15 protein-coding genes are annotated in these 14,940 nt (G+C 35.0%); 5 read left to right on the top strand and 10 right to left on the bottom strand.

All coding sequences use genetic code 11. The features are described from left to right. Positions 1 to 14 precede the first annotated feature (14 nt). From LDX54_RS01640 to LDX54_RS01620, 5 genes are all read left to right on the top strand, one after another. On the top strand, positions 15 to 968 hold the full coding sequence (locus LDX54_RS01640) for a 1-phosphofructokinase family hexose kinase (RefSeq protein ID WP_174794900.1): 954 nt from the start codon (positions 15 to 17) through the stop codon (positions 966 to 968). Between the two features lie 367 nt (positions 969 to 1,335). Next, positions 1,336 to 2,304, top strand: coding sequence for an ABC transporter substrate-binding protein (locus LDX54_RS01635; protein WP_046324292.1), 969 nt, complete (start codon positions 1,336 to 1,338; stop codon positions 2,302 to 2,304). A 460-nt stretch (positions 2,305 to 2,764) separates the two neighbouring features. Beyond that, the gene (locus LDX54_RS01630; RefSeq protein ID WP_265667061.1) at positions 2,765 to 3,733 is read left to right on the top strand and encodes an ABC transporter substrate-binding protein; all 969 of its coding nucleotides are present in this window, start codon (positions 2,765 to 2,767) and stop codon (positions 3,731 to 3,733) included. Positions 3,734 to 3,763: 30 nt separating this feature from the next. Beyond that, positions 3,764 to 4,681 (top strand): ABC transporter permease, encoded by a 918-nt coding sequence (locus LDX54_RS01625; protein ID WP_046324290.1) that lies wholly within the window; start codon positions 3,764 to 3,766, stop codon positions 4,679 to 4,681. After that, positions 4,659 to 5,462, top strand: a complete 804-nt coding sequence (locus tag LDX54_RS01620; RefSeq protein WP_187156804.1) for an ABC transporter ATP-binding protein — start codon at positions 4,659 to 4,661, stop codon at positions 5,460 to 5,462. The genes LDX54_RS01625 and LDX54_RS01620 overlap by 23 nt, the downstream gene beginning before the upstream one ends. A gap of 55 nt (positions 5,463 to 5,517) precedes the next feature. Here the strand turns inward: LDX54_RS01620 and LDX54_RS01615 are convergent, their stop codons facing one another. The 10 genes from LDX54_RS01615 to LDX54_RS01570 form a co-directional block, all read right to left on the bottom strand. After that, the gene (locus LDX54_RS01615; RefSeq protein ID WP_265667062.1) at positions 5,518 to 6,018 is read right to left on the bottom strand and encodes a TetR-like C-terminal domain-containing protein; all 501 of its coding nucleotides are present in this window, start codon (positions 6,016 to 6,018) and stop codon (positions 5,518 to 5,520) included. 32 nt (positions 6,019 to 6,050) lie between these two features. Beyond that, entirely contained in the window at positions 6,051 to 7,409 is a 1,359-nt protein-coding gene (locus tag LDX54_RS01610; RefSeq protein ID WP_265667063.1) for a DHA2 family efflux MFS transporter permease subunit, read from the bottom strand. A 346-nt stretch (positions 7,410 to 7,755) separates the two neighbouring features. Next, entirely contained in the window at positions 7,756 to 8,025 is a 270-nt protein-coding gene (locus tag LDX54_RS01605; protein ID WP_265667064.1) for a hypothetical protein, read from the bottom strand. Between the two features lie 25 nt (positions 8,026 to 8,050). Beyond that, positions 8,051 to 9,346 carry a PTS transporter subunit EIIC gene (locus tag LDX54_RS01600; RefSeq protein ID WP_265667065.1) on the bottom strand — a complete coding sequence of 432 codons (1,296 nt, stop codon included), beginning with the start codon at positions 9,344 to 9,346 and terminating at the stop codon, positions 8,051 to 8,053. Between the two features lie 39 nt (positions 9,347 to 9,385). After that, positions 9,386 to 10,471: a MupG family TIM beta-alpha barrel fold protein gene (locus LDX54_RS01595; protein WP_265667066.1), complete on the bottom strand. Its 1,086-nt coding sequence runs from the start codon at positions 10,469 to 10,471 to the stop codon at positions 9,386 to 9,388. A gap of 14 nt (positions 10,472 to 10,485) precedes the next feature. Continuing rightward, positions 10,486 to 11,226 (bottom strand): KDGP aldolase family protein, encoded by a 741-nt coding sequence (locus tag LDX54_RS01590; RefSeq protein ID WP_265667067.1) that lies wholly within the window; start codon positions 11,224 to 11,226, stop codon positions 10,486 to 10,488. After that, positions 11,227 to 12,324, bottom strand: a complete 1,098-nt coding sequence (locus LDX54_RS01585) for a DgaE family pyridoxal phosphate-dependent ammonia lyase (protein WP_265667068.1) — start codon at positions 12,322 to 12,324, stop codon at positions 11,227 to 11,229. A 1-nt stretch (position 12,325) separates the two neighbouring features. After that, positions 12,326 to 13,444, bottom strand: a complete 1,119-nt coding sequence (locus tag LDX54_RS01580) for an amidohydrolase/deacetylase family metallohydrolase (RefSeq protein ID WP_265667069.1) — start codon at positions 13,442 to 13,444, stop codon at positions 12,326 to 12,328. A gap of 12 nt (positions 13,445 to 13,456) precedes the next feature. Then, positions 13,457 to 14,140, bottom strand: a complete 684-nt coding sequence (locus tag LDX54_RS01575; protein ID WP_265667070.1) for a DUF4310 family protein — start codon at positions 14,138 to 14,140, stop codon at positions 13,457 to 13,459. Between the two features lie 25 nt (positions 14,141 to 14,165). Continuing rightward, positions 14,166 to 14,939 (bottom strand): DUF4311 domain-containing protein, encoded by a 774-nt coding sequence (locus LDX54_RS01570; protein WP_265667071.1) that lies wholly within the window; start codon positions 14,937 to 14,939, stop codon positions 14,166 to 14,168. Position 14,940: the final 1 nt, after the last annotated feature.

The following is a 14,940-nucleotide window of genomic DNA, read 5'->3' as shown; positions in this document are numbered from 1 at the left end:
GGTTAGGAACAAAAATGGAAATTACAGTTACAGTTAATCCTTCAGTAGATCGTTTATACGAGTTAAAGCAGCTGAAAGTAGGACAATTAAATAGGGTTCAATTGATCAAAAAAATGGTCGGTGGTAAAGGCATCAATGCTGCCAGAGTTTCTGCTAATCTTGGAGCCAAAACTGTAGCCACAGGGTTCTTAGCTGGCTCAAATGGCAAATATATTTTAGAACAAGCTAAAAATGACCAGTATAAATGTAAATTTATTGAAACTAACGGTAACACCAGAAATTGTTACACTATAATTCAAAGTAACGGTGAAAAAACAGAAATAAACGAGTATGGAGACCATATTTCTCTACAATATTTCAATCAATTATTAGAGACTATAGAACAATTAATTACTAAAAATAGCGTTGCAGCAATTTCTCTAAATGGCAGTCTCCCTCCTAGTGAGATTCATAATTTTTATCCGCAAATAATTGCCAAAGTTCGTGAACTTAACCCAAATATTAAAATCGTTTTGGATACTTCTGGAGAAGCCTTAGCTGACGTCCTAAACAGCCACTTTTTACCAGACTTCATAAAGCCTAATGAAACAGAAGTAGCAGAATTATTATCTTTTCCTGTTACTAAGAATTACAAAGTAATAAAAGAAGAAATATTAAAGAGCAAACTAATACGAATTCCAAATATAATCGTTTCTTTAGGAGAAAAAGGGGCACTTTTTAAGCATAAACATGATTTTTATAGTATTAAATTAAAACCAGTAAAAGTAGTTAATACCGAGGGCTCAGGTGATTCACTTGTTGGTGGTCTTTTATATGCCTTAGGTAAAAACTATGGATTTCAAGAAGCCATCAAATGGGCTATTGCATCTGGAACTGCTAATGCAATGGAAACCAAAACTGGCTTTGTACAGCTCAGCAAAGTACTCGAAATTATTAAAACCATTAAAATTGAGCGAATTACTGATTAACAAAATTTTTTAACTGTTAGTCTTAATGATTATAAAAATAAAAGCAAAATTAATCCTTGACTTTTAGTTTTTATTTTTTTATAATCTTGTTATCAAAGTTGGAGGTAAGGATAATGATTCATTTTAGTCAAAAAGAGAATCAACTAAATAATCGTTATTATCTTAGCTACTATAGATAAGAGTTTGAGTTCATCTAGGTGAATTCAAACGAAACTAAGTTTGAATTTATCTATGATGGCTAGGACTCTTTTAGTACGGTTAGCCACATAGCTTTCTAAGTGGCTAACCACAATCCAATTATTTGTTGGCAATTTAATTTCTGTGTACCCGCTTAGAAGTAAGTGGGTATTTTTTATGGAGGCACAAGATGCGTTTTAGAAAACTAATTACAGGAATTACAATTGTTGGTTTAATGGCTTTAGGAGGCTGCAGCAGTAAGAAAGCTAGTAAAAGTCCAGACGTGAAACACGTGGGCGTTTTGCAAGTAGTGCAGCATCCTTCTCTAGATAAAGCATACAAGGGCTTTAAAAAGGGCTTGAAGGAAAGTGGCTTTGTAGAGGGTAAAAATCTTAAGATTGATTACCAGAACGCTCAAAATAATCAAGATAATTTGAAAAGTATGAGTGAAAAACTGGTCAACGAAAAGTCAGATTTGATCTTAGGGATTGCTACACCGGCAGCGCAAAGCGTGGCGAATGCAACGCAGAAAATCCCAACTGTTGTCACTGCTGTAACTGATTTAAAAGCCGCTAAATTAGTTAATTCAGATGAGAAACCGGGTAGAAATATCACGGGCACAACAGATATGGTTTCAATTAAACGCCAGATCAAGTTGCTGTTGTCAATTGTGCCCAAGGCTAAAACTATCGGTATCATGTACAACGCTGGTGAATCAAACTCCAAAATTCAGGCTGACTTAGCAACAGCTGCACTAAAAAAAGCAGGAGTTAAAGTTTTGATCAAAACTGCAAATACGACTAACGATGTCCAACAAGTAACAGAAACTCTGGCTTCAAAAGTTGACGGTATTTTCGTTCCTACCGATAATACCTTTGATTCAGCAGCTTCAGTAGTTGGCAAAGTAGTTAAAGAAAAGAAAGTTCCTCTAGTAGCAAGTTCAGTTGATCAAGTCAAAACTGGCGGCTTAGCCTCAATCGGAATTGATTACGAATTATTGGGAGAACAAACAGGGAAAATGGCTGCGAAAATTTTATCTGGCAAAGCTAAACCTGCAAACATGCCGGTTGAAAAAGCACACGATATGAAATTAGTGGTGAACAAAAGTATGGCCAAAGCACTGGGAATTGATCCTAAATCAATTAAAGCTCCAAAATAAACGGGAAACAGACTGCCACAAGGGCAGTTTTTTTATGTAAAACAAAAAACTAGCTTAAACATTTTGGCAAAATAAATTTGAAAATTTCCCTTAGGTTGCACATCAATTGCAACCAAATTTTATTATTCCTTGACTTTTTCTTCTTTATTTTTTATAATCTTCTCATTAAGGTTGGAGGTTGATCTTAAATGAAATATTATATTAAACACATCTCACAACTGAATAATCGCTACTACTTTAGCTATTTTAGATAGGGTTTGGGTTCATCTAGATGAATTCAAACCAGATTCAAGTTTTGAATTTATCTATGATGGCTAGAGTCCTTTAGTTGCGGTTAGCCACATAGCTTTCTAAGTGGTTAATCACAAATAATTATTAATGAAAATGATAACTTGTACACCCACTTAGGAATAAGTGGGTGTTTTTACGTTATGAAGATTAGATTTACGGAGGAAGAAAAATGCGAATTAAGAAATTAGTTATGGGAATGGCCTTAACCGGTTTGTTGCTATTAAGTGGTTGTAATAACAAAAAGACAGGCAGTACAGCAACTGTCAAACATGTGGGTATACTGCAGGTAGTACAACATCCCTCTTTAGATGAAGCCAACAAGGGCTTTAAAGAAGGACTGAAAGAAAAAGGCTACGTTGAAGGCAAAAATTTAAAGATTGATTACCAAAATGCGCAAAATAGTCAAGACAATTTGAAGAGCATGAGTGAAAAACTAGTCAACGAAAAATCAGATTTAATTTTAGGTATTGCCACCCCAGCAGCACAAAGCGTAGCAAATGCTACCGAGGATATCCCGATTGTAGTGACTGCTGTGACTGATCTAAAAGCTGCCAAACTAGTAAATTCAGACACTAAACCTGGCAGAAATGTCACAGGAACCACTGATATGGTTTCAATTGATAAACAAATCAAATTACTTTTATCAATTGTGCCTAAGGCTAAAACAATTGGCATTATGTACAATGCGGGCGAAGCCAATTCCAAAATTCAAGCTGATCTAGCTGTCAAGGCACTTAAAAAAGCCGGAGTCAAAGTTTTAATTAAGACGGCCAACACAACAAATGATGTTCAACAAGTCACTGAAACTTTAGCAGGAAAAGTACAAGGAATTTACGTACCAACAGACAATACTTTTGCCTCTGCTTCTTCAATTATTGGTAAGGTTGTTAAGGAAAAGAAGATTCCACTGGTAGCCGGTTCAACGGATCAAGTTAAAACTGGCGGCTTGGCTTCTATTGGAATAGATTATGAGGCACTTGGTAAACAAACCGGTAAAATGGCTGCTAAGATTTTAGATGGTAAAGCTAAACCTAAAGACATGCCTGTTGAAAAAGCTACCGATTTGAAATTGGTGGTTAACAAGAAAATGGCAAAGGCACTTGGAATTGACCCTGCTTCAATTAAAGCACCTAAGTAAATTAAAGAAAGGCAGCGTGAATCAATAGTTATGTTAAATACATTTTGGGAGTTATTACTTTCGTCTACTTCTCAAGGACTACTTTGGTCATTAATGGCAATCGGTGTTTATTTAACTTTTCGGATATTAGATCTAGCCGATATGACAGCAGAAGGCAGTTTTCCCTTAGGTGGGGCTGTTGCGACGATGTGCATTATTAAAGGAATTAATCCGATATTAGCAACTATTGCCGCATTTATTGGCGGTTTAATTGCCGGACTAGTTACTGGTATTTTGAATACCAAATTGCGTATTCCTTCTTTGTTAGCAGGAATCATCACTATGACTGGACTATATTCAATTACTTCCAGAGTAATGCAAAACGCTGCTAATGTTTCACTACTTGGCAAGGACACGGTCTTTACAATTGCGCAAAATTGGGGCTTAAGTCGTAACAATGCTGTAATTGCAATGGGACTGATAATTGCACTTTTAGTGATCTTCTTATTAGTCGTTTTCTTCAAAACAGAAATAGGCTTGGCTATGAGAGCCACTGGTGATAACCCGCAAATGAGTGCTGCCAACGGCATTAAAACTCAAGGAATGAAAATTTTAGGTTATATGATTTCTAATGGCTGTATTGCTTTGTCAGGTGGACTTTTAGCACAAAATAACGGCTTTGCCGACCTTAACTCTGGTGTAGGTACTCTTGTTATCGGACTAGCTTCAATTATTATTGCAGAAGTACTTATTCGCAATCTGTCAATTGGTGGTCGTTTACTTACTTTAGTTGTAGGTGCCATCATTTATAGACTGATTTTAGCTTTGGTATTCCAGATGAATGTAGAACCATCTGATGCAAAATTAGCTTCAGCTTTAGTCTTAGTTGTGTGCTTAACTTTGCCGAATTTCCATTTACCACGCAATCTTAAAGGAGGAAAGCAAAATGCCAGAAGTACTAAAGATTAAAAATTTACATCAAACTTTTGAACAGGGGACTGTCAATGAAAACCGTGTTTTACGCGGAATTGACCTTAATTTAGAAGCCGGAGATTTCGTGACTATCATTGGTAGTAACGGGGCCGGTAAGTCTACTCTACTCAATAGTATTGCCGGAACGCTCCCTATTCAAGAAGGACAAATTATTCTAAAAGGTACTGATATTACAAAACTGCCTGTTACTAAAAGAGCAAAAAATATTAGTCGCGTTTTTCAAGATCCTAAAATGGGAACAGCAGTCAGATTAACTGTGGAAGAAAATTTGGCTTTAGCCATGAAGCGCGGAAAGCGCCGAGGCTTTCGTCCTGGTGTTAAAAGTCAAGACAGAAAATTTTTCAAAAAGCAGCTTGCGCAACTTAATTTGAATCTAGAAAACCGCTTGGAAACTGAAATTGGCTTACTTTCTGGTGGTCAAAGACAAGCTATTACCCTTTTAATGGCAACACTGCAACGGCCAGATTTGATTTTACTGGATGAACATACTGCGGCTCTTGATCCACAAACTTCAATAACGGTCATGCAATTAACTGAAAAGTTGATATCTGAACAGCATTTGACAGCATTTATGGTCACTCATAACATGGAAGATGCTATTCGCTACGGCAATCGTTTGATCATGTTGCATCAAGGTCGTGTAGCAATTGATCTGGCTGGTGAAGATAAACAAAATTTAACTGTGCCTAAGTTAATGGAATTATTCCAAAAGCATGTAGGCTCAGGTCTTGAAGATGATGCCATTTTGTTGGCATAAAAACAGAAAAACAATCTGCAATTCAGATTGTTTTTTTATTTTTCTTAGGTAGATCTTAATATTTATTACTATTATTCTGCAAACAATTTTGATGTGCATCAATTACTTTAACAACGTTATCTATTGGTTCTGAACAATTATTTTTTAGCCACTCTGTAATTATAGCCGCTATACCATTGCGAAAAAATACTTCATCATAATGATTTTTTTCTTCATGACTATCTATAAACTTTTCAGCAACACCATCTTGTAAATTTAGTTTAAAAAATAAACGATATAAATCTTGGTTGTCTTTAACATGTTGTAATAATTTTGAAAAACATGGTTTTTTAGAATTATTTTGCGTTAGTGCGTATTCATCAACAAGATATTTTCTTAATTTGTCTGCCATATCATAAATATCTGTGTAATTATCATAAAAAGTTGACCTGTTAATTTGTGCCTTTTGACAAATTTCAGTGACTTTTAAATTTTCTAAATTACTATTCTTTAAAAGTTCAACGACGGTATTTTGAATTTTTTTACGTGATACGGTGCGATTTCTTTTTTTATTCATAGAAATGATTATGGCATATAAAAATCTTTTCGTTAAAGCTTTTTAACTTTATATACGCTAATCAATAATTGAACTAAAGCCAAAAATGTCATTATACCGAATGTGAATTGAATTCCTATATAATTTGCCGTCACTTTGGTATCAATAAAGTGGGTTGCGCTAGTCATGGCTTCCATAAATAAAGAAGTTCCTATAGCACCGCTTAATGTTCTTAAACAAGTTAGAAGAGCTGTACCATTTGCTGCTTCATTTTTAGGCAAACTTTGCATTCCCCAAGTTACGATTGGCATCATCAAGCAGCCAACCCCTAATAAACGGAGAAGATAAAAAACTCCTAACAAAATTATTTCTTTTGGAGAATTGATAAATGTTACTCCCAAGCAACTAATTACTAATAACAAGCTTCCTGAAATTGCCAATTTAGTTATTCCAAATCTGTCATAAAACATTCCCGTAAAAGGATTAATTATAGCCATAGCTAACGATCCGGGCAACATTATAAATGCTGAAATAAGGGCTGATTTTTTCATTACAGTTTGAATTAAAATAGGGTAAATAGTTGAACTACCCATCATTATTGCATAAAGAAGCATACTGATTAATACAGCCAAACGAAAATTTGAATTCTTAAAAATTCTTAGATTTAGTAATGGTTCATCATCTTGTAACTGTCTTTTACAAAAAATAATTATTAATACTGTTCCAATAACCAGCAAGATTAAGCTTGTAAATAATCTAGTAGTAATATTGCTTAGTCCTATCAACATACTGCTCAAGCCACCAGTACTTAATAATAGAGAAAAGTAATCTAGATGATTTTTGGCAACTGGTGAAACATTTTCAACGCTAAAGATTGCTAAAATTATAATAAAAAGTGATATAGCTGCTGAAATAAAGAAAACACTACGCCAACCCCATATTTCAATAAGTAAGCCTGTTAAAGTTGGTGCTATCACAGGTGCTGCTCCTGATGCCAATCCCAATATCCCCATGACCATTCCCTGTTTGTTAACCGGATAAAGAATCATAATTACTACTTGAGTTAATGGTAAAATAATGCCGCTACCCAAAGCTTGAAATATACGACCTATTAGTATAATTAGAAAATTGCTTCCCCAACAACAAAGTAATGTGCCGAATGTAAATAATAGCATTGACGATAAAAATATTTGCCTAGTAGTAAAGCGCTTAATCAAATATGCTGATATTGGAATCATAACCGCCATAGCTAAACTAAAAGCACTGGTTAACCACTGGGCAGTTAGTGCGGTCAATGATAACTCATGCATAATTTGTGGTAAGGCCGTTGTTAATGAAGTTTGAAGAAACGATGTGACAATTGTTCCAGTCAAAAGAGTTCCAAAAATCAAATTAGTTTTTTTTCCAGTCATGAATTTCTCTTCTTTCAATTTAAGTTGTTTTAATTATATTGATGTAGAAAAGATAAACAACCAACAATTTATATTGAAATGTTGGGAAAGTATAAACAGTAAATCAATTAAAAATTGAAATGGGTATCCTATTATCCATTTAAGAAAAATTTGACAGTCCATTGAAAAAATAAAACAGCCTGCTAATGATTAAAAATCGGCTCTATAATTTATCCTGTTGATGACTTATCTATGTGATAAGCCGTTAATGGTTTTTTATTACATAAAAAGGACTAATTATCTAGCTTATCAGATATTAGTCCTTAAAAATTATTTATTTTAATATGTAATGTACGATTTTATTATTCTATATTTTTCTCCCCTTTTCCATATCTTTAAAAACAAGTCGAAATTTTTCTGAAATAATTGAACATTCAAAAACAGTAATTAAAGCAATTAATATCCAGCTTACTTTTAAGGTCATGCATAAAATTGACCCCAAGCTGATAGCAATTATGCCATATAAAACTATCTTTCCTGCACCATATTGGTTAATGAATTTTCTGATGCGCGTAACTTTAAAAACTATTACCTGACAAGCAATAAAATAAGCAGCTAATAAAATTATATATATCATTATTATTTCACTTATCCTTATTTAATCAGCTTTGCTCAGCATCATTTTCCTTTTCCAACTGCTGTTTCTCAAACACTTTAAAAAATGGATAGTAAATGATGATGTAAATAATAAAGTTAACCACTGATAGTATCACAGCATTCCAACTCCAATTTGTACTCATGATTGCAGCAATTGGTGCGGGAATAGTAAACGGCAATCTAACCATCATCATTGGTACCAGGTGAGAAGTAGTAGCAAAATAAGAAATAGTAGTCGTTACCAGTGGAGCCAGTATAAATGGAATTCCGAGAATTGGATTTAACACAATTGGAGCACCAAATATAATTGGCTCATTAATATTGAATAAACCCGGTAAAATTGATAATTTACCTAAATCTTTTAGATACTTAGACTTAGAAAACATAAAAAGTACTACTAAAGCAAGTGTCCCACCAGCTCCACCAATCCAAACAAACCATTGCAAAAATTGTTCAGTAAAAATTGTGGATAAGTGAGTTGCTGCTGCACCAGCATGAAATTGATTCATATTGGTAGCAATTGACATTTCCCAAAATGGTCTGACAATTGGATCCATAATAGCAGCGCCATGAATACCAAGTGTCCAGAAGCCACAGATAAAGAACACAGTAGTCAAGCCACCGGCCAAGCTGTTGCCAACTAAAAATCCTTTTAACGGCATTAAAATATTGGAAATAAAAGTAGCGATATTGAAATTAAATATATCTCTTACAACCCAAAATAATATTAAAATGACCGCTGCTGGAAAAAGAGCTACAAAAGAATTGGAAACCTCAGGTGGGACACCCTGGGGCATTTTAATTGTAATGTTTTTCTTTTCTAAAAAGTGGTAAATTTCGACAGAAATCAAGGCTGTTGCAATCGCAGCAAATAACGAAGATGCACTTAAATTGGCTATATTAATGTAGCGACCTGCTGTAATCACATTTTTAACATCTGCATTTACTTTAACTGGCTGTACTGTTGCTACTAAAAATGCGAGTACAGCTAAAATACCACTGGATAAAGTATCCATTTTATAGCTTTCAGCAAGAGCAGAAGCAATACCAAATGTTGCATATAATGACAGAATCCCTACTGTAAAACGAAAAGGAATATCTAGAATTGCCTGATAAGGTGCCAAGAAATTAGCGACTGCCGGTATGGGCATATTACTTAGAATGGTAAAGAAAGAGCCAACAATAGTTAATGGTAAGGTAGCAATAATACCTTTACGAATAGCTGTCATATGTCTTTGCTGACCCATTTTATTAGCTACAGGTAGAATTTTTGCTTCCAAAAAATTGACAAAATTATTCATTTATTTTCACCTCATATTTATTTTTTAGTTATAGAATTTTTAACAGACAAACTTAAATTTTGACCAAGACTTAATAAATGGTAATAGTAAAAGTTCATCGGTATTGATATGTCCAACGAGATTTTTACGATTATCTTTATGTGGCTTTAATACAATCTGTAGCTCATTCTTATACTTTCCAAACCCATTATTGCCTATGACTACATCCCCTTTTTGAAACTCAATTTCATTGTCATGGGGCGAATTGGAAAAACTATGATACTTTTTTCTAACTTCTGTTGACCTGATTACCTGTTCATTAATATCCCCTCGTCTAACATGTTGATTTTTAAGAACGATGTCATGTTCAACCTTATTTATATCTGAAACAAAATCAATTTTTAATTCCACTTGATAGCGATCTATTAAACTAAGTTTTTTTAATTCTTCGTCACTAGCATAGGAATTACCGATAATTACATCGTCAATGAGTCCGGTCGCAAACATTTTTTTAGCTTGCACTTCAATAGGCAATTCACGATCTTCTTCTAAAGTTGGTAAGCCATCATTCACGCTCCAGGGGCCAATTTTTCCTGATTGAGAACTGATAAAAGCAGCTGTATGGAGATTATTTCTTTTAAAACGCTGACTACATTTCACAAAGAAATCATAAGGTAGACCTGTTCCTTTTTGAGGATAAAAATTGTGACAGCCATAAATAAAAGGTTTATTAGCTTGATAAGTCAGAATATTATCCACATAAGCAACATCATTACTCATGTTTAATTCAATGCTTAAACCTTGCGGATTATAACTAAGTAATGCCTCTTTTTTGCCATCAAATCCGTCATCTAGACGTAAACCATCTACACCAAGTTCTACAAAAAATGAAAGGTCATCATATGAGATTCCCAAAAGGTTAAATATTGTTGGCGAAACATCCAAAATCACTTCATAATTAAGTTCCTTTGCCAACTTAGTTAACTTTTGATATTTAGCAATTACTTCTTTCTTCTCGCCGGTAATTTCAAGCAAACTCATAAAAATTCTGGAAAATCCAAATTCACTTGCTTTTTTGATATAGGCCTTATCACTGGCGAAATCGCTATGATCTGGGTATATCGATATTCCTAGTTTTCGCTTCATCTTAGTGCCTACTTTTATGCAAGTTTTCTTTTAACAATTTCAAACAATTTTGTTACATCATCTGGCTTAGTAAGTCCGGTATCTTTGTCAATAATTGATGAGTATACATGTGGTAATATTCTAGTCACGCCAGCATCCAAAGCAATATCCAAGATGGTCTCAAAGTTTTCCAAATCTATACCACCAGTTGGCTCAAGACTAAAATCATTTGTAGCGCAAGCTTTAGCAATATATTCATATTCCGCTTTATGTGCTAAGCCTTTCATTGGAAAGAACTTAAATGAACTACCACCCATATCCTTTAACAAGGCAATAGCCGTGGTAACCGGTACTTCTGTTGCCATTTCTTTAGAGCTGAGTGGACCCGTTGCAATATTGACGTAGCCAACTTTACCTGTTGGAGAAACTAGACCATTAATAATAGTTTGATTTTGTCTTAGCAAAGCCCGTGAATAACCAACCCCTGTAAAAACTTGATTGACATGTTGTGGTTGAATTACTTGCGATACCTCACTAACCATCTTACTTTGGTTAGGGTCACCTGCTCCTAATCCAACCGAAATTGCATTATTTACTGCGATTTGATACTTTTTCAAATCAGCAATACAGCTGTCATTATCAGGATAGTTTTTAGTTAAAACGCCACAAACAACATGACCGTCAGCCGCTTCATATATATCCTTAGCATTTGCGACACTTCCGGCCAAAACATTTAACGCTACTCTTCCTTTATAATAATTTGGTACTAATTCCATTTATTTCATAATCTCCTTTAATCTTTCAACTATTAAATCCATTTCTTTTGAATTGAGCGCTCTGATGTCAAATTCAATTATTCCTTCATTAGCACGATATTCTCGAGTATAAATAGCGGGATCATTATTTTTCAAGTCTTTAACTACTTGAATTGCACTTTTTGATGCATCAGCATTCATTTTAATATCGGCACGATAAATTTCTCTTCCTGCTTGATCTTGTGCTTCTTTGACCGTAAGCCCAGGAATTGCGCTCAACTTTTTTAAAAATGGTGCAAGACGCTTACGCATATGTGTGCCAACCTCTGGGCCTGCGCTGACATATTCTTCAATTGCTCCTACCAATCCCAAAAGATTGTCTTTACCGATTTTCATCGCTCTACCGATTCCCGAACTTTGGATACGAATCCAATCAATGTATTTTGCTTTACCAAATGCCAGACCTGAAGCTGGACCTTCAATTGCTTTTGCACCACTAAAAAGAATGATATCTACGTTTAAAGCCAAATATTTCTTAAGGTCTTCTTCTGCTGCGGCGTCTAAAATTAAAGGTAAGTTATGCCTATGAGCAATTTCAACTGCCTGTTTAACAGTAAGCATGCTCTTTTGTACTGCATGATGACTTTTAACATAGAAAATAGCTGCAGTATCTTCATCAATCATCATTTCTAAATGTTCTGGTGAACACATATTAGCGTAGCCAGCTTCAACTACATTGCCTCCACCCAAAGTAATCATTTCTTCTTCTGGAGCACCATAATCTACATTTTGTCCTTTAGGTATGATAATATTCCTGGCTTTAAACCTGGTTGAGTATGGATGATAAACATGGTACTGGCTTCCCTGACCAATAACCCCTGCAACACTTAAAGCAATCCCAGCAGATGCTGAGTTCACAATAACTGCGTCTTCTGCTCCAATCAATTTAGCCACGTATTTTCCGCTCTTTTTAACTAAATCTGACATTTCAAAAAAATGTTTGTCACCAAATTCTTGGGCTTCAATCCCTGCATTACTTGTTTTTGAAACGCCTAAAATTGTCATCTTACCGCTGGCATTTATTACATGCTTTAAGTTCAATTTCTGATAATAATCCATTTTATTCTCCAATCTGATAAGTTTTACCCATAACGACAACCATTTTGGGACAAATATGTTGATTAAATTGATGGTGATTATGATTTGAATCTGTAAGTGTAACCTCTTTATTTTTTTCTAATTTAAAAATCGTCAGATCAGCATCATATCCCGGCTTCAACTGTCCTTTGTTAATCAAGTTAAAATTATTCGCCGGAGCTGCAGTTACCTTATTAATTACATCGCTAAGTGAATAGCCATACATTAAAAATTTATCCAAAGTTGTGGCCATGTTATACACAGGTCCATTTATACGGTTGCGATTATAGATATCGGTACTAATAGAGTAAGGAATTAAACCGGCAGCATTTGCAATATCAAAAGTATGGAAGTTAAAGCTATCGGTACCATGACCAACATCAAAGGTTACGCCTCTGCGATAGGCTTCCCAGACAAATTGACGAATATTGTCCGATTCATCAAGTATCCCATTTGGTTTACCGTTATAGCCATGAGTCAAAATATCGTTATCGTCCATTAAGTCTAAAACTTCTTTTAATTGTGGTGGATTTGCGCCAACGTGTACCATAATTGGGAAATTACCACCTAAGTATTTTTGGAATGTTTTAGCTTTTTGTAAAGGCACTATGCCATTATCAATAACTACAGAATGACTTTCTCTTACTTTGATGCCAACAATAAAATCATGGTATTTTTGAATAGCCTCCATTAGAGGATCTTTTTGAACAGTGTTAATGTCGCCCAGTTCATTTTGTGCCAATATGCCTGTTTGGCCGACGTTAATCATTGCATAGACATTAGTAATTTTATTTCTGGTTATATTGTAAAAATCACCAATATTTTCTGCTCCTGTAGAACCAGCATCAATCACAGTAGTAACTCCTGATTTATAACCGTCTTCATCAGGATCATCATAATAAAGAGTCAATTTTTCATAACAATGAACATGATCATCTATCCACCCTGCTGAAACATACTTTCCTTGAAGATCAATTACTTTAGCAGCTTCAATTCCATCTAGGCAATGGCCGACAGCAACAATTTTTTTACCTAAAACGCCAATTTCGACTGGAGAACCATCAGCAACACTTTTACCATTTTTCAAATATAAATCTATCATCTTTCACCTCAACTAAACTTTCACAGGGAAGAACAATCCAGCAATCATAGCTCCGATAATTGCACCGCCAGTGATTGGCTTCTTCCACGCATAAAATATAACTGCACCAATAACTGCTCCCAAACCAATAGGAATTGATGCTTGACAGGCAGAAATTATGATTAATGGGCCTAAAAATCTCCCTGTATCGTTACCTGCACCCATCATAATGTCAGCACCAAAAGTTGAATTAGATTGTTTTAAGGTAAAATGTCTAATAGCATAAATAACAAAACCAATCAAAATTCCGATGATAGCACCAGTTAATAGAGCCAAAGGAAAACTCTTAATTGGTTCTTTAATATTCATACTGAGTAAAATAGCCGGAATACCTAAACCAACACCAGTTAAAATTGAGCCACCTAAATCTAAGATCCCGTCTAACGAACCTTCTAAAACTCTGGCAAAAAGGAAGCTGGCACCAAATGCTGCACAAGCGCCATACGATCCCCCAGTCATCCCTGCCTTCAGCATAGCAACAAATGCAACTTCATTAAATGCACCAGTGCCATAGTTAAAATACATTGAAGTCCCAGCGAATACTCCAGCTGACATTAAGCCAACAATAATTGGGAAACTCCAATCGGCATACCAAAAACTTTTGGTATTCTTTAAATCTAATTCTTGTTCTTCTAAAGTTTCATCACTTTTATCCATGTCTTTGCCTCTTTTCAATTAAGCTTTAGCCACCAAAAACTGAGTGAATCTGCTTTAACCAAGCAGGAACTCCCATATTCAGTTGCTTGATCAATGTCAAATCGATTCCTCTGAAAAATGCACTCAAAATAAATAAGACAATTGTCGTAATCAGAATAATTTTAGTAATTTTATTCCAACCACTTTCATCTACTCCTTTACCGACTAAAATTCCCAAAACCACTCCTGGGACAGCATTACCCATAATTAGTTGGGCAATACCACCAAAGACTGTTCCAAAAATCCCAGATCTTTTCCCACCATCAATTGCTGCTAGCCAAAAGATAACAGGCATAACAGTGTTAATTAATAATGTAGCAGCCGGAACTAAAACTTTTACCGCTGTAATTTGAAGGGATTGTGGCAAAGCAGAACTCGTTAAGTTAAGAAAAGCAACAATTAAAGCTCCCACTATTGCACCGGCTATACCCATTTTTTTGGCATCATGCATCTGTTTTTCATCGTGGTTTTTCAACATTAAAAGTGCAGCAGCCCAATTTGGTATTACTCTGTGAGTAACATCCTGTGTAAAGGATCCTGCTGCCACAGTTGAAGCCCAGGCGTTAAAGAAAAAGCCTAATCCAAACGAAAAGTGTGATGCGGGGTCTCCTTCACTGGCATTCATTTCACCTAGTGTTCTAAATGCTCCTAAAGCCTGGACAGTTGGAGCATTAAACATTCTGGCTGCTCCTACTCCAACCGCTAATCCAACAAGAGTACCAATGATTAAGGATTCAATTAAAATTATCAAAATATGCATT

The organism is Lactobacillus sp. IBH004 (genome assembly GCF_026185255.2).
GTDB lineage: Bacteria > Bacillota > Bacilli > Lactobacillales > Lactobacillaceae > Lactobacillus > Lactobacillus melliventris.
The sequence above is the reverse complement of the archived record's forward strand: the minus strand, read 5'-3'. Positions and strand labels throughout refer to the sequence as shown.